Here is a 19,406-nt window from a genome sequence, read left to right on the forward strand (position 1 = left end):
ATCGTCTGGTTGTTGTCCTTGATTCTCGAGCCGCATGTCGTCGCGGACTTTGGTTTGTACTGGTTTCGCAGGGGGACCACGCAATGAACCAGTGCCTACGCTCGCTCGCGTGTGTCGTTGCAGTGGCCGCTTTGGCCCTCATTCCTACCGAGCTGGCAGCGAAGAGCAGTCACAAATCGTCCGCGTCGAAGAAGACGCATGAGGCGAAAGCCGGCAAGCAGCGTCACGCTGCGGCGAAGTCGCGCCATGGCAAGCATGCCGAGGCCAAACGCAAGTCAAGGACGCAGGACGACGAGATCTCAGACAAGCCGGCCGCCCCGCCGCTGACCGGCGACCTCGCCGCGCTGAAAGATGCGATCGATCTTGCGCGGAAGGGCAAGACAGACGACGCGAGCGCGGCGCGCGACCGCATTGCCGACCCCGCCGGGCAGAAGCTCGCCGACTGGTTCATGCTGCGCCATTCCGACAGCACCGCGAATTTCAGGCGCTACGCGGCCTTTCTCGCCGCCAATCCGGACTGGCCGAGCAGCGCCCTGCTCCGCCGCCGCGCCGAGGCGCGGCTGTGGCAGGAGAAGAGCGATGCGGCCACCGTGCACAAATTCACCATGGACCGGCCGACCAGTGCCAAGGGCAAGTTCGCGCTCGCCCGCGTGTTGCTCGCTGAAGGTGACAGCGACAGAGCCGCGCGTCTCGTCCGCGAGGCCTGGCGCACCGACCAGTTGTCGGAGCGCAGCGAGGAGGATTCTTATGAAGCGTTTCGCGATCTGCTGACCGCCGACGACCATCGCGCCCGCATGGACAAGCGCCTCGGCGCCAAGGACTATGCCGGAGCGCGGCGCGCCGCAAAACGGCTCGGCGAGGATGCGCTCGCGATCGTGAAGGCCTGCGCCGCGGTCACCGGCAAGGCCAGCAAGGCCAAGGACTATCTCGAGGATGTCTCGACTGAAGCGCGCCGCGATCTCGGCTACGTGCTGTGCCGCGCGCAATGGCACCTCCAGAACGACCGCATCGACGACGCCGCCGCCGTGATCCTCGCTGCCGCGCCCGACACGATGGCGGCGCAGGACACCGACGCCTGGTGGCGCGAGCGGCGCCTGCTGGCGCGAAAGCTGCTCGACCAGGGCAAGTCACAAACGGCCTACGAATTGGTGCGCACGGCGGCCGTGCCGGCGATGGAGGTCTACCGGGTCGACTATCACTTCATGTGCGGCTGGATCGCGCTGCGCTTTCTCGACGATCCCAGGGCGGCCATGGTGCACTTTGCTGCTATCGACGCGGGCTCCGCCAATCCGCTCGCGCTGTCGCGGGCACATTACTGGCGGGGCCGCGCCGCCGAGGCGATGAATGCAACAGCCGACGCGCGCCTGAGCTATCAGGCCGCGGCGCACTATCCGACAGCGTATTACGGCCAGCTGGCCCGCGCAAAGCTCGGTCTCGACCGCATCGATCTGCGTCCGCCCTCGCCCGCGCTGGCCGCCGCCGACATGCCGCCCACGGACGAGCGCGTGCGCGCAGCCGAGATGCTCTACGGCATCGGCGAACGCGACATGGTGTTCTATTATGCCGAGGATTTCGCCAAGGAGAGCACCGACGTCGCGGCGCTCGAAGCGCTCGGCGAACTCGCCAGCCGGCGCAACGATGCGCGCGTGATGCTGGAGGTCGGCAAGTTGGCGCTGGCGCGCGGGCTCGCGCTCGACCATTACGCCTTCCCGACCATCGGCATCCCCGAGCACAAGCAGGTCGCGCCCGCGATCGAGACCAGCGTGATCTATTCGGTGGCGCGCACCGAAAGCTCATTCGACCAGCGCGACAAGTCGCCCGCCAATGCCGTCGGCCTGATGCAGGTGACGCCGGAAGCAGGCCGCGATACCGCAAAGCGCTTCGGCCTGACCTATGACTGGGACAAGATGGTCTCCGATCCCGTCTACAACACCCAGATGGGCGCGGCCGAGCTGAGCGCGCTCCTGTCGGAATATCGCGGCAACCAGATCATGACCTTCGCCGGCTACAATGCCGGCCGCGGCCGTGTCCGCGAATGGGTGCAGGCGCGCGGCGACCCCAGGGATCCCAAGGTCGATCCGATCGACTGGGTCGAGCGCATCCCGCTGTCGGAGACGCGCAACTACGTCCAGCGCGTGATCGAGAACGTGCTGGTCTACCGCGCAAGGTTCGAGGGCAGCGGCGTCGTGGCGGGCAAGAGCGACCAGCGCGTGGTGACGAAGGATGCCGCCGCCGTGGCGACGCCGGTCGGGTTTGTGGGGCGCGAGTAGATGCTGGCCTTGTAGGGTGGATTAGCGAAGCGTCATCCACCACTTCCGTCGCCGCACGAGAAGAGGTGGATTACGCCTTCGGCTAATCCACCCTACGCCCCTCTTAATCCACCTTGATGTTCGCGGCCTTGATGATCGGCCACCATTTGGCGATCTCGGCTTTTTGCCGCACACCAAGCGCTTCGGGCGTGAGCTGATCCTTCGGCGTCATTTCCAGACCCTGGCTTTCGAGCTGCTTCTTCACGGCGGGGTCGTTCAGCGCCTCCACGGCTGCGGCGTTGAGCTTGGTGACGATCTCCTTCGGCGTGCCCTTGGGCACCCACAGGCCCGACCACAGCGTCATGTTGAAGCCCTTGAGCCCGGCTTCCTCCGCAGTCGGGATGTCCGGCGCCGAGGCCAGGCGCTTGCTGTCGGTGATGGCGTAGGCGCGGATGGTGCCGGCGCGGACCTGGTTGATGGAGTTGGAGGTCTGGTCGATGATGACGTCGATCTGGCCGGCGATGAGGTCGTTCAGCGCAGGCGCCGTGCCGCGATACGGCACGTATTGCAGCTTGACGCCAGAGACGCTTTCGAAATACACGCCGGCGATGTGGCTGCCCGAGCCTGCGCCGGCAGTGCCTGCGGTCGGCGATGAGGTGCGCGACTTCAGCCATTCGATCAGCTCTTTCAGCGAGGTCGCAGGCACCGCGTTCTTGCTGACGACGATCATCGGGTTGCTCGGCAGCAGCACCACCGGTTCGAGGTCGGCGACGAGGTCGTATTTGAGCTTGTAGACGGCCCCGTTGGCGACGTGGGTGCCAAGATGCCCGAACGAGACGGTGTATCCATCAGGCGCCGATGCCACGGCGCGGCCGACGCCGATCGAGCCGCCCGCGCCGGTGACATTCTCGATCACCAGCGGCTGACCGAGCGAGGTCCGCATCCGCTCGGCGAGCACGCGCGCCATCGCATCGGACGGGCCACCGGCCGCGAAGGGCACGATGATTGTGATGGGATGTGATGGATAGTCGTCGGCGCGCGCGGCGCCGGTAAACGTGACAATGCCGATCAGCGCAGCCCAGGCGGCCTTCTTCATTGTTTTCTCCCAGCGATGTCGTTGTTGTTTTTTGCCTCTTCCCGCGTGCGGGAAGAGGAATCGCTCGTTGCGTCTTGACGCGTCAGAACTGCGTGTAGTCGATCGGCTTGTGGCGATCGAGCGTACGGGCGACCGGCGGCAGCGGATATTTCAGGCCGGTCGCGCAGTTGAACAGCATCACGCGATCGGTCTTGCTGACGCGGCCATCGGCGAGGCTGTCTTTGTAGGCGGCGTAGGTCGCGGCACCCTCGGGACACAGCAGCAGCCCCTCCTCACGCGCGACCTCGTTCAGCGCGGCCGAGATCTTCTCGTCGTCGACCGCAATCGCAAAGCCATTGCTCTGCCGCACCGCGCGCAGGATCAGAAAATCACCGATCGCCTGCGGCACGCGGATGCCGGAGGCGATGGTGTGAGCGTCCTCCCAGCGCGTCGCATGCTCGGTGCCGGCCTCATAGGCGCGCACCATCGGCGCGCAGCCGGACGCCTGCACCGCGACCATGCGCGGGCGCTTGCTGCCGATGAAGCCGATCTTCTCCAGTTCGTCGAACGCCTTCCACATGCCGATCAGGCCGGTGCCGCCACCGGTCGGATAGAAGATCACGTCGGGCACGTCCCAGTCGAGCTGCTCGGCGAGCTCCAGGCCCATCGTCTTCTTGCCTTCGATGCGGTACGGCTCCTTCAGCGTGGAGGTATCGAACCAGCCGACCTTGGCCTTGCCCTCGCCAACGATCTTGCCGCAATCGTCGATATAGCCGTTGACGCGGTAGACGGTCGCACCCTGCAGCTCAATCTCGCTGACGTTCACCTCGGGCGTATCGGCCGGGCAGAAGATCGTGGTCTTGATGCCGCAGCTCGTGGCGTAAGCGGCGAGCGCTGCGCCGGCATTGCCGTTGGTCGGCATCGCCATGTGCTTGATGCCGAGCGCCTTGCCCATCGACACCGCCATCACCAAGCCGCGCGCCTTGAACGAGCCGGTCGGCAGGCGACCCTCGTCCTTCACGATGATCTCGCCGCCGCCGAGCTTCTTGCCGAGCTTGGGCAGCCGGATCAGCGGCGTGGTGACTTCGCCGAGCGAGACGATGTCCTGGCATTTGCGCACCGGCAGCAGTTCGCGATAGCGCCACATGTCGGCGGGACGCTGCGCGAGCGCGTCCTTGGTCAGCGCCTTCTTCACGCCTGCGAGGTCGTAGCGCACCAAGAGCGGCTTGCCGGCCTTCGAGAGATTGTGGACCTGATCGGCCGCGTAGTGGTCGCCCTCCATCGCGCATTCGAGGTGGGTGACGAAGTTCGGGCGTTCGATGGTGAGGTTGTCGTTGTCTTTCACGATTATTCCTTCGTGTTGCTGGAGGGATCAGATATTCAGCACGCGGCCATACGCATCCAGCACGGCTTCCTTCATCATCTCCGACAGGGTCGGATGCGGGAAGACCGTGTGCATCAGCTCTTCTTCTGTGGTCTCAAGGTTCATGGCGACGACGTAGCCCTGGATCAGCTCGGTCACTTCAGCGCCGACCATGTGGGCGCCGAGAAGCTGGCCGGTCTTCTTGTCGAAGATGACCTTGACCAGGCCCTGGTCCTCGCCGAGCGCGATCGCCTTGCCGTTGCCAACGAAGGGAAAGCGGCCGACGCGGATCTCGCGGCCCCCTCCTTGGCCTTGGCTTCGGTGAGGCCAACGGAAGCGACCTGCGGGTTGCAATAGGTGCAGCCGGGGATCAGGAGCTTGTCCATGGGATGCGGATGCAGGCCCTTGATCGCCTCGACGCAGATCACGCCCTCATGCTCGGCCTTATGAGCCAACATGGGCGGGCCCGCGACGTCGCCGATGGCATAGATGCCGGGCACGTTGGTCTTGCCGTAGCCGTCGATCACGATGCAGCCGCGGTCGGTTTTCACGCCGAGCTTTTCGAGGCCAAGGTTCTCAATATTTCCGACGACGCCGACCGCCGAGATCACGCGCTCGAACTCGGTGGTGACGGGCTTGCCCTTGCCGTCATCGATGGTGGCGACGACGCTGTCGGCTTTCTTCTCCAGCTTCGTGACCTTGGTCGAGGACATGATCTTGATGCCCTGCTTCTCCAGACGCTTGCGCGCAAGGCCCGCGATCTCCGCGTCCTCGACGGGGAGGATCTGCGGCAGCACTTCCACCACGGTCACATCGGAGCCCATGGTGTGGAAGAACGAGGCGAACTCGATGCCGATCGCGCCGGAACCGACCACAAGCAGCGATTTCGGCATCTTCTCGGGCACCATGGCCTCAAAGTATGTCCAGATCAGCTTCTTGTCGGGCTCGAGCCCCGGCAGCACGCGGGGTCGCGCGCCGGTCGCAACGATGATGTGCTTGGCCTGGTAGCTCCCCTCGCCCAGCGCGCCCTTCGGCGCCTCGGCGTCGGACTTGCCCACGGTGATCTTGCCGGGCGCATCGATCGTGGCCTTGCCCCAGATCACGCTCACCTTGTTCTTCTTCATCAGGAAGCCGACGCCGTCGTTCAGCCGCTTCGAGACGCCCCGCGAGCGCTGCACCACCGCCTTCGGATCGAACGAGATGTTGTCGGCCGACAGGCCGTAATCCTTGGCATGCTGCATGTAGTGGTAGATCTCGGCCGAGCGCAGCAGCGCTTTCGTCGGAATGCAGCCCCAGTTCAGGCAGATGCCGCCAAGATAGGACTTCTCCACGATCGCGGTCTTGAGACCGAGCTGCGCGGCGCGGATCGCGGCGACATAGCCGCCGGGGCCGGAGCCGATGATGATGACGTCGAAGGATGTGTCGGCCATGCCTAGCGCTCGTTCTCGTTTCAACCGGCCTCAATCTTCGAGACCGTCATTGCGAGGAGCTCTTGCGACGAAGCAATCCAGTTTGCCGGTTCCGCCCTGGATTGCTTCGCTTCGCTCGCAATGACGACGCGAATCTCACACCATCATCATCACGGGGTTCTCGATCAGCTGCTTGAAGGCGCCGATCAGCTCGGCGCCGAGTGCGCCGTCGATGGCACGGTGATCGCACGATAGCGTCACGCTCATCATGTGCGCGATCTCGATCTTGCCGCCCCGAACCACGGGCCGCTCCTCGCTGGTGCCGACCGCGAGGATGGTCGCGTGCGGCGGGTTGATGACGGCCGTGAAGTGGCTGATGCCGTACATACCGAGGTTGGAGACCGCGGTGGTGCCGCCCTGGTATTCCTCCGGCTTCAGCTTGCGCGAGCGGGCACGCGCGGCAAAATCCTTCATCTCGTTGGAGATGGTCGAGAGCGTCTTGGTCTCGGCTTTCCGGATGATCGGCGTGATCAGGCCGCCGGGCATCGCCACGGCGACGCCGACGTCGGAATGGTGGTGCTTGACCATGCCGCTTTCGGTCCAGCTCACATTGCAGTTCGGGATCTTCTGAAGCGCCACCGCCATCGCCTTGATGACGAAATCGTTGACCGAGATCTTGTAGAGCGGCTTCTTCTCCTTGTCCTTGGGAGCAGCCGCATTGATCTCCTCGCGCGCGGCGAGCAGCTTGCCGATGTCGCAGTCGATGGTGAGGTAGAAGTGCGGGACGTTCTGGATCGACGCGGTCAGGCGCTGCGCGATGGTGCGGCGCATGCCGTCATGCGGGATGATCTCGTAGGAGCCGGGCTCGAACAGCGACAGGATCTGCTTGTCCGACATGGTCGGCGCGATCGAGGGCGCACCGCCGGACGGTGCCGCCGCGGGCGCCTTGAGGCCCTTGCCGGACTTGGCCTGCTCGACGTCGCGGGCGACCACGCGGCCGTGCGGGCCCGTGCCTGATACCATCGAGACATCGATGCCGGCGTCCTTGGCGAGACGGCGCGCCAGCGGCGACGAGAACACGCGGCCGCCATGGCCGTTGCTCTGCGCGGCAGGAGCCGCGGCCTGCGGTGCCGGAGCAGCGGGCTGCGGTGCAGCCTTGGGGGCGGCAGGCGCAGCGGCCGGAGCCGGCGCGGCAGTGGGAGGCTCAGCCGTTTTCTCGGCGACTTTCGGCGGCGCCGCCGAAGCGCTGGGCTTGGCGCTACCTGCGGCCTTCACGTCCTCGCCCTCGCCGGCGAGCACCGCGATCACGTCGTTGACGGGGACATCCTGCGTACCCTCGGGCACGAGGATCTTGGCGATCGTGCCCTCGTCGATGGCCTCGACCTCCATGGTCGCCTTGTCGGTCTCGATCTCGGCGATGACGTCGCCGGATTTGACCTTGTCGCCTTCCTTCTTCAGCCACTTGGCGAGGTTGCCCTTCTCCATCGTCGGCGAGAGAGCGGGCATCAGGATGTTGATGGGCATGCTGACCTCAAGACAAACTTTCAAAAATTCGTCCCCGGGAGCGAGGACGAACAGGACCTGGATTTAGTTGCCGATGTCGCCTTGCCACAGGCGCTCATTGGCCGGGACGGAACGCCAATTCTTCATCATGGTGATGGAGCGATCGTCGGCAAGATCGATCCAGAGGATGCCGAACTTGTCGAGAATGTCCTTGGAGCCCTCGAAGGTGACGGATTCCCCGATCACAACCAGCCTGACCTTGAACAGAGCGAGCGCGCCAGCACACATCGAGCATGGCGACAACGTCGTGTACATGACGGTGTCGTGGAACGTGATCGCGCCGGCTTCGCGCAGGCAGCTCATCTCGCCATGCAGGATCACGTTGTTCTCCTGCACACGATTGTTGTGGCCGCGGGCGATGATCTTGTCGTCGCGCGTCAGCACGGCGCCGATCGGCAGGCCGCCCTGCGCGATCGAGGCCTCCGCCTCGCGGATCGCCTCCAGCATGAAGTCGAAATGGTGGGCTTCGATCGCCACGGTCAGTGTCCCTTCCCGCGCGGTGTCGTCGTGCCGGTGTCCGTAGGACGCTCGATCTCGGCCTGGAACATCTCCAGGATCCGGCTCATGGCGTCTTCCTCGGTATATTCGCTCTCACGCGCATAGGCGCGCGCGGCGTGGCGGGCGAGATCGACCAGCAGCAGGCCCCACATGTCGGGCTCCTCGAAGGCGCGCTGGAACGCCATCGACAGCCCGCCGTCCAGCACGAAGACGCGCAGGATCTCGACCGCGTCGTCGCGGGCAAGCACGTCGGGTGGCAATGGCTGCTCCTTCGGGCCCGCCATGGCCTACCTGTAGCAGACAGCTTTGGCGGCCTCGACCACTTCGGCCACCGAGGGCAGCGCGAGCTTCTCCAGGTTCGCGGCATAGGGCATCGGCACATCCTTGCCCGAGACACGCGTAACCGGCGCGTCCAGATAGTCGAAGGCGTTCTCCATGATGCGCGCGGCGATCTCGGCGCCGACACCGCTCTGGGCCCAGCCCTCTTCCACCGTGACGGCGCGCCCCGTCTTTTTGACAGAGGCGATGATGGTCTCGGTGTCCATCGGCCGCAGCGTGCGCAGGTCGATCACCTCGGCCTCGATGCCGTCCTTGGCGAGTTCATCGGCCGCCTTCAGCGCATAGGTCATGCCGTTCGACCAGGAGATGATCGTGACGTGGCTGCCGGTGCGCGCGATACGCGCCTTGCCGATCGGAATCACGAAATCGTCGAGCTTGGGCACCTCGCCGGTGTGACCGTAGAGCACCTCGTTCTCGAGAAAGATCACCGGATTGGGATCGCGGATCGCGGCCTTGAGCAGGCCCTTGTAGTCGGCAGCCGAGAACGGCGCGACGACCTTGAGGCCCGGAACGCTCGAATACCAGGCCGAGTAGTCCTGGCTGTGCTGGGCGGCGACGCGGGCGGCGGCGCCGTTGGGCCCGCGAAACACGATCGAGCAACCCATCTGGCCGCCGGACATATAGAGGGTCTTCGCGGCGGAGTTGATGATCTGGTCGATCGCCTGCATGGCGAAGTTGAAGGTCATGAACTCGACGATCGGCTTCAGGCCCGACATGGCGGCGCCGACGCCGACGCCGGCAAAACCGTGCTCGGTGATCGGCGTGTCGATCACGCGCTTGGGCCCGAATTCCTGCAGCAGGCCCTGGGTCACCTTGTAGGCGCCCTGATACTCAGCGACTTCCTCGCCCATCACGAAGACATCGGCGTCGCGGCGCATCTCTTCGGCCATGGCGTCGCGCAGCGCTTCGCGGATAGTTTGCGTCACCATCTCGGTGCCGGCGGGGACTTCCGGATCGGGTTCGGCAACGGCCTGCGGCGCCGGAGCGGCCTTCGACTCTGAAGGCTTGGGCGCAGGCGCCTCGGCCTTTGCCGCGGCGGGTGGAGCGGACTCCGCGGCCTTCTCCTGCTGGGCCGGCGCGGGCGCCTTGGCGAGATCGGCGGCGCTCTCGCCATCGGCGAGAATGGTCGCGATCGGCGTGTTCACGGCGACGTCCGCGGTGCCTTCCGGGATCAGGATCTTCCCGAGCGTGCCCTCATCGGTCGCCTCGACCTCCATGGTCGCCTTGTCGGTCTCGATCTCGGCGATGACATCGCCCGACTTGATCGTCTCGCCCTCTTTTTTAAGCCATTTGGAAAGGTTGCCCTTTTCCATCGTGGGCGACAACGCGGGCATCAGCACTTGAATTGGCATATCGACTCCAAGAGAAAGCTTGCGCGCGTTCAGCGGTAAATGTCGGTCCAGAGCTCGGCGGCATCCGGCTCGGGATCATGCTGGGCAAAGTCGGCAGACGCGTTGACGATGTCGCGCACCTCGGCGTCGATCGCCTTCAGATCGGCCTCGCTGACCTTGGCCGCCAGCAGGCGATTGCGCACCTGCTCGATCGGATCCTGGTCGTGGCGAACCTTCTCAACCTCCTCGCGCGTGCGGTATTTTGCAGGGTCGGACATGGAGTGGCCGCGATAGCGGTAGGTCTGCATTTCCAGGATCATCGGCCCGTTGCCGGCGCGGCACCAGGCCGCGGCTTCGTCGCCGGCGGCCTTCACGGCCCGGACGTCCATGCCGTCGACCTGCCGGCCGGGGATGTTGAAGGAGGCACCACGCTTGGAGAAATCCTGCTGTGCCGAGGCGCGCGAGACCGAGGTGCCCATGGCGTAGCGGTTGTTCTCGATGACGTAGATCACCGGCAGCTTCCAGAGCTCCGCCATGTTGAAGCTCTCATAGACCTGGCCCTGGTTGGCCGCGCCATCGCCGAAATAGGTGACGCTGACATTGTCGTTACCGCGATAATTGTTGGCGAAGGCGAGACCGGTGCCGAGCGAAACCTGGGCGCCGACGATGCCGTGACCGCCGTAGAAGTGCTTCTCCTTGCTGAACATGTGCATGGAGCCGCCCTTGCCCTTGGAATAGCCGCCGCGGCGGCCGGTGAGCTCGGCCATGACGCCGTTGGCCTCCATTCCGGTGGCAAGCATGTGACCGTGATCGCGGTAGCCGGTGATGACCTGATCGCCCGGCTTCAGGGCCATCTGCATGCCGACCACCACGGCCTCCTGGCCGATATAGAGATGGCAGAAGCCGCCGATCGCGCCCATGCCGTAGAGCTGGCCGGCCTTTTCCTCGAAACGCCGGATCAGGAGCATGTCGCGGAACGCCTTGAGCTCCTGCTCCCTGGTGAATTCCGGAGGCGAGCCGCCGTTGGTCTTGTCCTGTGGAGTGCTTGCGGCGGCTTTCTTGGGTGCGGCCATTGGAATTCCGGGTCAGAGAAAACTTTCGACCTCTCTAACCCAGTTCAAACGCGCGCGAAAGCACCGCGGCGACGCGGCACAGGTTTCGTTATGCCGCACTGCAACGTGGTCGAAATATTGCACAATGTTTGGCTCTGATCGGGCAACATTAGCTCCGCGCGCTCACGCCGAGGTGTAGAGACTGCTCCGGCGCAGACACGCCGGCGTCAACAGCACGACGGCAACGCGCCTTGCGCATGTCTCGATCGTGACGGATCGATGGAATCAGTGAAAGGTCGCGTGCTCGCGCGGCAGCAGTCTTCATCGAGGCGCATCACTTCGCCGGGATCATACGAACGAGATCGTGCGGATTGACATAGTCGAGCTGGAACCGTGCCCGCTCGTCCAGCATGTCGGGGTCGATCTTCGCGGTCCGCAGCAGCGAGACGCGCTGCTCGCTCCTGGCGCGCTCGCGCTTGAGCTGCGCCAGTTCGCTGGTCAGCGCGATGATCTCCTGATCGAGCTCCTGGCGCGCGTTGAGGCCGTATTTGCCGGTATAGGCGTTGACGCCGAAATAGCCGACGATCGCGGCCGCCATCGCATAGAGGGCAAGGCCGGTCAGAATGGATTTCAGGCGGGCACGGGAGACCATCTTGGGAAGATGCGGCAAGGTTGGTTAAGGAGCAGCTAACGCACCCTGCCCGCGCACCAAACGTCATCGTCATGCCCGGCCTTGTGCCGGGCATCCGCGTTCTTCGTCATCGCAAGCAAGAACATGGATGGCCGGGACAAGCCCGGCCATGACCGAGACCTGGGTCAGCCGTGGTGCTTGGCGACGTGCGCCGCGAAGGCGTCGATATAGGCCTGGAGCACGCCCTTCAATGCGTCCTTGACCAGATTACCCTCGGCATCGAAGGCGTCGCCGACGCCGTTGAGATAGGCCTCCGGCTGCTGCATGATCGGACCCGAAATGCCAGGCAGGATGTTCTGCAGCGTCTTGGCGGCGCTGACGCCGCCGAGCGGGCCCGGCGAGTTGGAGATGATGCCGACCGGCTTGCCGTTGAACGAGCTCTTGCCATAGGGGCGCGAGGCGACGTCGATGGCGTTCTTGAGCACGCCCGGGATCGCACGGTTGTATTCCGGCGTGATGAACAGGACGCCGTCCGACTTCTGGAGCTTGTCGCGGAAGGCCAGCCAGTCCGCCGGCGGCGCGCCCTCGAGGTCCTGGTTGAAGAACGAGATACCCGCCGGCGTGATGACCTCGAGCTTGAGCGTGTCAGGCGCGAGCTTGGCGAGCGCATTGCCGATCTTCAGCGAGAAGCTGTCCTTGCGCAGGCTGCCGGCGATCGTGACGATGTTGTAGGCCATGGATTGTCCTTGGGGGCTTGAGCGGGATTGCCGGGCCGGCACTTAAGCGGTCCGGACCAATCGATGCAAGTGCATGAACCGGTCCGGTTTGGAAACGCTGAGTTTCGCGAAAGCAGATGCTAAAACAATCAGGCCGCCAAGCGGCGGCCTGATCTTTCGCGCAAATCTGCAACCGCGGTCAGATCGTCGGGTTCCACGCCGCCGGGATCAGGCGGTACTTGGCACCATCCTTCTCGACATGGCCGACCGAAGGGAAGGTGAAATGAAAGCCGATCACCGTCGCCTTCTCGGCCGCCGCCATATCGTAGAACTTATGACGCGTCTCCTGCGCCAGCGCGGCGTCGTTGTCGAACATCACGTGCCAGTCCGGATTGCGCAGGAAGAATTCCGGAATGTTGGTGACGTCGGACTGGATCAGCACCTTGGCATCGCCCGAGGCGACGGCGAAGGAGGTGTGACCCGGGGTATGGCCGGGCGTCGCGATCGAGGTGATGCCGGGCGCGACTTCCTTGCCCCACTCGAACTTCGTCACCTTGGACTCGAGGCCGGCAAAGGTCTTCTTCACGTTGGCAAAGTAGTTCTTCATCATGCCGTTGGACTCGGCCTTGGCGGCGTTGTCCCCGCTGATCCAGAACTCCCAGTCCTTGCCCGGCACCATGATCTCCGCGTTGGGGAACGCGAGCGCGCCGTCGGCGAGACGAATGCCGTTGGTATGGTCGGGATGCAGATGCGAGAGCAGCACGACGTCGATGCTCTTCGGGTCGACGCCGGCGGCCTGAAGGTTTTGCAGCGTGCGGCCGACCGCGCCCTTGCTCGGCTCAAGATTGGCGACGCCGTTGCCGGTGTCGATCAGCACGAGCTTGGAGCCGGTGTTGATGAGCTGCGGATTGAAGGGAACAGTGACCATGCCCTTCGGCATGTAGGACGCCTCGCCGGCGGCCAGCGCCTCGTCCTTCGGCACGTTGACGACGAACTTGTCCGGCATCGGGAAAGTGCGCGCACCGTCATTGATCGACGTGCACTCGTACGCGCCGACCTTGTAACGGTAGAAGCCCGGCGCCTGCGTCCCGGCTTGCGGCACTGCGGCACTGGAGGCGGTCGGCCGCAGGCCGGTCATGGCCGCCGCACCGACGGCAGCGGCGCCTGCGAGCAAATGGCGGCGATTGAGATCGGTCATGGAAGAGGTCCCCTTCTGAGCGCCTGCGGTTTTTCGCTTTCAAATGGCGGCGGAATAATCTCCCGCTTCGCTCAGAAGGCAAGACCTTCTTTCGGCGACGTGCCGTCGCATGTCACGATTATTTATTTGGGACGTCGGGGAATTTTTCGCCCGTGGCCTGTCCACGCCAGTATCGCTTCGGTGCATGGCCGTAGACTCGTTTGAAGGCATGTCCGAAGGCGCTCTCCGACGCGTATCCCAGCTGCGCGGCAATTGCCGAAACGGTCGCTCCACGCCGCAGCCGATCGCGTGCAAGGCGCATGCGCCATCGAAGAAGGTAATCGAGCGGCGACAGCCCCACCAGCGACTTGAACCGCTTCGAAAACGCGGATCGCGACATGGCGACCGCGCCAGCCAATGCGTCCAGGGTCCAGGGGTAAGCGACGTTTTCGTGCATCAGCCTGATTGCCCTGCCGATCCTGGCATCGGCCAGCGCGTTGATCCATCCAAGACCCTCACTGGCGCGCTGATCCAGCGCCGCGCGGAGCACCTGGACGAGCAGGACGTCGGCGAGCCTGTCGGTGAGGACGGCCGCTCCGATTGCTGTCCCCCTGATTTCAAGGTCGAGAATCTGGAGCGTGGAATGAATGACTGACGCCGACGGACTGCGCGCTGGTATGAGCAGAAAGCGTGGAAGCGCATCGAGCAGCAGTTCGGCGTCAGACACCTCAAAGTCGAAACTGCCGGCGAGCAGAACGGTATCGCTGCCCGCGTGACGCGCGACATCCGACCGCGTCCAATCGAACGCCGCCATACCGTCTTCGGGAGCGAGGCGTACGTCGTTGGCAAGAACATAGGCGGGTGCATTGGCGAGAAGAAAACAGTCGCCGGTGACAAGCCGATGATGGGCAACGTTGCCAAAATCGATCGAGCAATCGCCTCGGATGACAGCGCCGAACTTCAGGGCGGGTTTTGCCGGAAATCGATAAGACCAATTGCCGCCCGCCTCGAACCTCGTGCAACGCGCAGCGCGAACGTCCAGGAGCGAGAAGACCTGAGACAGCGGGTCCGAGGCCTTGCCCAAAGTCTTGCCCAAGGTCTTATCCGAGAGGTTGTCCAAGGCTTGATCCGATCTCGACGATTTTCGGGCACTTCGAGCATAGATCATCCTCGCTTCCGATGCGAACTTCCTCCCGCAACGAAATGGATGGAACACCCTATGACAGGCATCGCGGGTAAGGTCGTCGCCATCACGGGCGCCAGCAGCGGAATTGGCGACGCCACCGCCCGGCATCTCGCAGAACGTGGCGCCATCGTGGTCCTCGGCGCACGGCGCTCCGATAGGCTGGAGGCGCTGGCCGCGAGCATCGCGTCAAAGGGCGGAAAGGCGTCGTATCTCGTCACTGACGTCAGGCGACGCGAGGATGTCGCCAGGCTCGTCGGACTCGCAACAGACCGATACGGGAAGTTGGACGTCATGATCAATAATGCGGGGATAGCGCCGATTTCGCGTCTGGACGATCTGAGGGTCGACGATTGGGACGACATGATCGACGTGAACGTGAAGGGTGTGCTCTACGGAATCGCCGCAGCCCTGCCCGTCTTCCGTCGTCAGAGCTTCGGCCATTTCGTCAACACCCTGTCGACCGCCGGCATCAAGATCGTTCCGACAATGGCCGTCTATGCGGGCTCGAAGAACGCCGTCAGGGCGATTTCCGAAGGGCTTCGTCAAGAGGCCGGACCATCGCTTCGGGTGACGACCATCTCGCCCGGTTATGTCGACACCGAGCTCCCATCCTCCATGACGGATTCTACGCTACGGGAGCAAGGGCGGACGAGCATGAAGGCGCTGGCCATTCCAGCGCGCGCTATCGCGGAGGCAATGGCCTTCGCGATCGCGCAACCGGATGATGTGGATGTCGGCGAGATCGTGATCCGCCCGACCGCTCAGGCCTGAGTTCGATCAGGCCCGGACGCCGTCGCACGTCACGACTTGTTCGGGGCGATGAGGAATTTTTCGCCGGTGGCCCGTTTGGCGTAGACCGCGATGTTGGCGGGATCGAGCGCCTCCTGAAGCGACACCACCTTGGTATAGTGGCTCGCGAACGTGGTCTTCAATTCGTCGACCACGCGCTGGCGCAGCCTGGCGCCGTCCGCCGGACCGATCTTCATCAGGAACGGAAACAGCAGCCAGCCGCCGACGCCCCAGGCCATGCCGAAGCCGCGCGGCAACTCGATCGGGCGGATGTCGAGCCCGCCATAGACATAGACCTGCTTGTGCACGTTGGAGCCGTAGCGGCTGTATTCCTTCGCGGTCTTGTTGATCGCGATTTCCATGCAGTTGAGGATGTCGCCGGCGAGCTTGCCGCCGCCGATCGCGTCGAAGGCGATGGTGGCGCCGGTCTCGACCAGCGCCTGGGTGAGATCGGCGTGAAACGTCGGCGCGGTGGAATCGACGACATATTTGGCGCCGATCTTGTGCAGGATGTCGGCCTGTTCCTTGCTGCGCACGATGTTGACCAGCGGGATGCCGTCCTTGATGCAGATCTTGTTCAGCATCTGACCGAGATTGGAGGCGGCGGCGGTGTGCACCAGCGCCTTGTGGCCCTCGCGCCGCATGGTCTCGGTCATGCCGAGCGCGGTCAGCGGATTGACGAAGCAGGACGCGCCTTCCGCCGCCGTGGTGCCCTCAGGCAGCGGCAAGCACTCGCGCACTTTCGGGGTGCGGTACTGCGCGTACATCGCGCCGCCGATCATCGCAACGGTCTTGCCCATCAGCGCCTTGGCGGCATCGGACGAGCCGGTCTTGATGACCACGCCCGCGCCTTCGTTGCCGACCGGCATGGATTCGTCGAGCCGACCGGCCATCGCACGCATCGCGCCCTCAGGCACCTTGGCGGTGATGACGGGGGCTTCCTTCGTGCCGGATGCCTTCGCCGTGCTCATGTCGGCGGCGCCGATCAGGAGCCCGAGGTCGGATGGGTTGATCGGGGCCGCCTCGACGCGGACGACGACCTCGTCCGGGCCGGGCTCGGGGGTCGGCACGTCGAGCAGCGAGATCTCGAGCTCTCCGCTCTTCTTGATCAGCGAACGCAGTTGCAGGCCGGTCTTGCCGTCGCTCATGTCGATCCTCCCCTGTTCTCGTCCAGACGCCGGCTTATGCCAGCGCCTTCAGTGCCGCCTTGCCGCCGTACAGCGCCTGCTTGCCGAGCTGCTGCTCGATGCGGAGGAGCTGGTTGTATTTGGCGGTGCGGTCGGACCGCGCAAGGGAGCCGGTCTTGATCTGACCGCAGTTGGTGGCGACCGCGAGATCGGCGATGGTGGAATCCTCGGTCTCGCCCGAGCGGTGCGACATCACCGAGGTGTAGCTGGCCTTGTGCGCCATCTCGACGGCGGCGAGCGTCTCGGTCAGCGTGCCGATCTGGTTGACCTTGATCAGGATCGAGTTGGCGCGGCCGGCCTTGATGCCATCGGCGAGGCGCTTGACGTTGGTGACGAAGAGGTCGTCGCCGACCAGCTGGCACTTCGCGCCGATCAGGTCGGTGAGCTCCTTCCAGCCGTCCATGTCATCTTCCGACATGCCGTCCTCGATGGTGACGATCGGATAGCGGCCGACGAGGTCGGCGAGATATCTGGCCTGCTCGGAGATCGAGCGGGTCTTGCCCTCGCCTTCATAGACGTACTTGCCGTCCTTGAAGAATTCGGTCGAGGCGCAGTCGAGGCCGATCACGATGTCGGTGCCCGCCTTGTAGCCAGCCTTGCCGATCGCGTTCATGACGAATTCCAGCGCAGCGTCGGCCGAGGGCAGGTTTGGGGCGAAACCGCCCTCGTCGCCGACATTGGTGTTGTGGCCGGCCTTCTTCAATTCGGACTTCAGGGTGTGGAAGACCTCCGCACCGTAGCGCAGGCCTTCTGCGAAGGACGAGGCGCCGACGGGGAGGATCATGAACTCCTGGAAGTCGATCGGGTTGTCGGCATGCACGCCGCCATTGATGATGTTCATCATCGGCACCGGCAGGAGGCGCGCCGAGGTGCCGCCGACGTAGCGATAGAGCGGCATGTCGAGCGAGTTCGCGGCCGCCTTGGCGACGGCGAGCGAGACGCCGAGGATGGCGTTGGCGCCCAGCCGGCTCTTGTTCGCGGTGCCGTCGAGGTCAATCATGATCTGGTCGATCTGGACCTGCTGCTCGGCATCGAGACCGCTCAGGGCCTCGAAGATCTCGCCGTTGACGGCACCGACCGCCTTGGTGACACCCTTGCCGAGATAGCGGGCCTTGTCGCCGTCGCGCAGTTCCACGGCTTCATGGGCGCCGGTGGAGGCGCCGGAGGGCACGGCGGCGCGGCCGAGTGCGCCATCTTCCAGCACGACATCGACCTCGACGGTGGGATTGCCGCGGCTATCCAGGATTTCGCGTCCGATGATGTCGATGATGGCGGTCATGAGGGCCTCTTTTCGGGGAACAAAGGGGGCAGTTGGCGGTGCTTCTACCGCAATGCATCGAGGCGGAAAAGGCCGGGTGACGGCCCTCGCATGATTGGCTAAGAGGGCGCCACGGAGGCGGCCTGATGTCGAAAAACCCAGCAAAGCGAAGAACTCCCCTGCCAGCTCGGCTGCATTGCAGCTCGGCCGCGCGGTGGAATGGCCTGATACGCCGGAGAAGGCCAAGCTCGATCGGGTGCCCAATCCGCAAGCGGGCACCGATTATCTGGTCCGTTTCACGGTCCCCGAGTTTACCTCGCTCTGCCCGGTGACGGGCCAGCCGGATTTCGCGCATCTGATGATCGACTACGCGCCCGGCCCGTGGCTGCTGGAGTCGAAGTCGCTGAAGCTCTACATCGCGAGCTTCCGCAACCACGGCGCCTTCCATGAGGACTGCACCGTGATGATCGGCAAGCGCATCGCCTCCGAGATCAAGCCGAAATGGCTGCGCATCGGCGGCTACTGGTATCCGCGCGGCGGCATCCCGATCGACGTGTTCTGGCAGACCGGCCGGGTGCCGAAGGGGCTGTGGGTGCCGGAGCAAGGCGTCGCGCCCTATCGCGGGCGGGGTTAGCTGGAGAGGACGGACGATGGCATCGATATCAACAACAGTCCGCAATGTTGTCCTGGGTCTACTGGGCGTCCTGTGGTTTACCGGCACGCCCGAGGCCGCCGAAGTCCGGGTGATGATGGAGCCGATCGGCTGAGCGAATTGGCTCGGACCGAGCCACGTCCGCGCCTCGAATGGTTCTCGGCACATCGACTTTAAATTCGCAAGCACGCTTGCTTAGTCGGCGGCGGATACTTTGTTGACCACACCTGGATCACGCGAGGGATAGTTGGCGCCGGACTCGGCGATGTGACGGCGTACCGCGGCAACGAGTGCAGTCAGATCACGCGCCTCGATCGCCTCAACGATCTCGACGTGATGCGCCGCACTTCTCTGCAGTTCGGCATTCGACGGCCACAACGCGATCGGTCCCGGTCTAGCGCGGTTTCGGATCTCGACGATGAGATTGGCGAGCGTTTGGTTCGCCCCATGGCGATAGATCTCGTCGTGAAAGACCGCGTTCGTGTTGGCTTGATCCGCCTTGCTTCCGCGGGCTACCGCATCTTCAAAGCCCTTTTGAGCCTGCTTGATTTCCGCCAGCTCGACCGGGCCGATATTCGGCAGCGCCAGGGTCGCTGCTTCGACCTCCAGCAACATGCGGATCGCCAATATCTCGCGAACGACGTTCAAGTCCGGTTGCGCGACCCGGTAGCCGCGATTTTCGACGTGGGTCACCATCCCGCTTGCGGCGAGCTGGGTCAGCGCGCTCCGGACGTCGAACCGTTTGGCCGCAAAGGCTTCCTCCAGGTCGATCTGGCGCAACCATTCGCCTGGCCGATAGTCGCCTTGCAGGATGGCGGCACCGATTTCAGCCGCCAACAGCCGCTTCTGCTCCTTCCGTACTTTCATGGCTGCTTCCCCTTCCGGAGCGCTTGACTTGCCAAACATAATGCGCACAAATTGGCGCCAATAA

17 protein-coding genes and 1 pseudogene are annotated in these 19,406 nt (G+C 64.3%); 3 read left to right on the plus strand and 15 right to left on the minus strand.

Translation table 11 applies throughout. From position 1 onward, the window contains the following. The first annotated feature begins 83 nt into the window (after window positions 1–83). Window positions 84–2,270 carry a lytic transglycosylase domain-containing protein gene (locus ACQ86E_RS32645; RefSeq protein ID WP_431203446.1) on the plus strand — a complete coding sequence of 729 codons (2,187 nt, stop codon included), beginning with the start codon at window positions 84–86 and terminating at the stop codon, window positions 2,268–2,270. A gap of 103 nt (window positions 2,271–2,373) precedes the next feature. Here ACQ86E_RS32645 and ACQ86E_RS32650 read toward each other — a convergent pair whose 3' ends face one another. The 12 genes and pseudogenes from ACQ86E_RS32650 to ACQ86E_RS32705 all read right to left on the minus strand — a co-directional run bounded on the left by ACQ86E_RS32650 (window position 2,374) and on the right by ACQ86E_RS32705 (window position 14,523). Next, window positions 2,374–3,345: a tripartite tricarboxylate transporter substrate binding protein BugD gene (locus ACQ86E_RS32650; RefSeq protein ID WP_431203447.1), complete on the minus strand. Its 972-nt coding sequence runs from the start codon at window positions 3,343–3,345 to the stop codon at window positions 2,374–2,376. An 82-nt stretch (window positions 3,346–3,427) separates the two neighbouring features. Further along, window positions 3,428–4,669 carry a threonine synthase gene (locus ACQ86E_RS32655; RefSeq protein WP_431203448.1) on the minus strand — a complete coding sequence of 414 codons (1,242 nt, stop codon included), beginning with the start codon at window positions 4,667–4,669 and terminating at the stop codon, window positions 3,428–3,430. Between the two features lie 27 nt (window positions 4,670–4,696). Further along, a pseudogene (gene lpdA, locus ACQ86E_RS32660) lies at window positions 4,697–6,117 on the minus strand (dihydrolipoyl dehydrogenase). A gap of 135 nt (window positions 6,118–6,252) precedes the next feature. Continuing rightward, entirely contained in the window at window positions 6,253–7,620 is a 1,368-nt protein-coding gene (locus ACQ86E_RS32665) for a pyruvate dehydrogenase complex dihydrolipoamide acetyltransferase (protein ID WP_431203449.1), read from the minus strand. 63 nt (window positions 7,621–7,683) lie between these two features. Then, window positions 7,684–8,136, minus strand: a complete 453-nt coding sequence (locus ACQ86E_RS32670) for a nucleoside deaminase (protein WP_431203450.1) — start codon at window positions 8,134–8,136, stop codon at window positions 7,684–7,686. 2 nt (window positions 8,137–8,138) lie between these two features. Then, a complete protein-coding gene (locus tag ACQ86E_RS32675) occupies window positions 8,139–8,441 on the minus strand; it encodes a DUF5076 domain-containing protein (RefSeq protein WP_431203451.1) in 303 nt (100 codons plus the stop codon). A 3-nt stretch (window positions 8,442–8,444) separates the two neighbouring features. Continuing rightward, entirely contained in the window at window positions 8,445–9,848 is a 1,404-nt protein-coding gene (locus tag ACQ86E_RS32680; RefSeq protein WP_431203452.1) for a pyruvate dehydrogenase complex E1 component subunit beta, read from the minus strand. Between the two features lie 29 nt (window positions 9,849–9,877). Continuing rightward, the gene (gene pdhA, locus ACQ86E_RS32685; RefSeq protein ID WP_431203453.1) at window positions 9,878–10,900 is read right to left on the minus strand and encodes a pyruvate dehydrogenase (acetyl-transferring) E1 component subunit alpha; all 1,023 of its coding nucleotides are present in this window, start codon (window positions 10,898–10,900) and stop codon (window positions 9,878–9,880) included. A 313-nt stretch (window positions 10,901–11,213) separates the two neighbouring features. Continuing rightward, window positions 11,214–11,531: an FtsB family cell division protein gene (locus ACQ86E_RS32690; protein ID WP_015685876.1), complete on the minus strand. Its 318-nt coding sequence runs from the start codon at window positions 11,529–11,531 to the stop codon at window positions 11,214–11,216. Window positions 11,532–11,695: 164 nt separating this feature from the next. Next, window positions 11,696–12,247 carry an NADPH-dependent FMN reductase gene (locus ACQ86E_RS32695; RefSeq protein ID WP_431203454.1) on the minus strand — a complete coding sequence of 184 codons (552 nt, stop codon included), beginning with the start codon at window positions 12,245–12,247 and terminating at the stop codon, window positions 11,696–11,698. 178 nt (window positions 12,248–12,425) lie between these two features. Then, window positions 12,426–13,424 (minus strand): MBL fold metallo-hydrolase, encoded by a 999-nt coding sequence (locus ACQ86E_RS32700; protein WP_431203455.1) that lies wholly within the window; start codon window positions 13,422–13,424, stop codon window positions 12,426–12,428. Between the two features lie 118 nt (window positions 13,425–13,542). Further along, complete coding sequence (locus ACQ86E_RS32705) at window positions 13,543–14,523, minus strand: AraC family transcriptional regulator (RefSeq protein WP_431203456.1); 981 nt, start codon at window positions 14,521–14,523, stop codon at window positions 13,543–13,545. Between the two features lie 99 nt (window positions 14,524–14,622). Between ACQ86E_RS32705 and ACQ86E_RS32710 the strand changes: the two genes are divergently transcribed. Then, the gene (locus ACQ86E_RS32710) at window positions 14,623–15,360 is read left to right on the plus strand and encodes an SDR family oxidoreductase (RefSeq protein ID WP_431203457.1); all 738 of its coding nucleotides are present in this window, start codon (window positions 14,623–14,625) and stop codon (window positions 15,358–15,360) included. 29 nt (window positions 15,361–15,389) lie between these two features. On the opposite strand, the gene ACQ86E_RS32715 is transcribed toward ACQ86E_RS32710, so the two are convergent. Beyond that, complete coding sequence (locus tag ACQ86E_RS32715; protein ID WP_431203458.1) at window positions 15,390–16,526, minus strand: zinc-binding dehydrogenase; 1,137 nt, start codon at window positions 16,524–16,526, stop codon at window positions 15,390–15,392. A 34-nt stretch (window positions 16,527–16,560) separates the two neighbouring features. Then, the gene (gene eno, locus ACQ86E_RS32720; protein ID WP_431203459.1) at window positions 16,561–17,844 is read right to left on the minus strand and encodes a phosphopyruvate hydratase; all 1,284 of its coding nucleotides are present in this window, start codon (window positions 17,842–17,844) and stop codon (window positions 16,561–16,563) included. Between the two features lie 175 nt (window positions 17,845–18,019). Between eno and queF the strand changes: the two genes are divergently transcribed. Then, window positions 18,020–18,457: a preQ(1) synthase gene (gene queF, locus ACQ86E_RS32725; protein WP_431203460.1), complete on the plus strand. Its 438-nt coding sequence runs from the start codon at window positions 18,020–18,022 to the stop codon at window positions 18,455–18,457. Window positions 18,458–18,670: 213 nt separating this feature from the next. Here queF and ACQ86E_RS32730 read toward each other — a convergent pair whose 3' ends face one another. Then, complete coding sequence (locus tag ACQ86E_RS32730) at window positions 18,671–19,342, minus strand: GntR family transcriptional regulator (protein ID WP_431203461.1); 672 nt, start codon at window positions 19,340–19,342, stop codon at window positions 18,671–18,673. Window positions 19,343–19,406: the final 64 nt, after the last annotated feature.

It is taken from the genome of Bradyrhizobium betae, assembly GCF_050632175.1.
GTDB classification, from domain to species: Bacteria; Pseudomonadota; Alphaproteobacteria; order Rhizobiales; family Xanthobacteraceae; genus Bradyrhizobium; species Bradyrhizobium betae_B.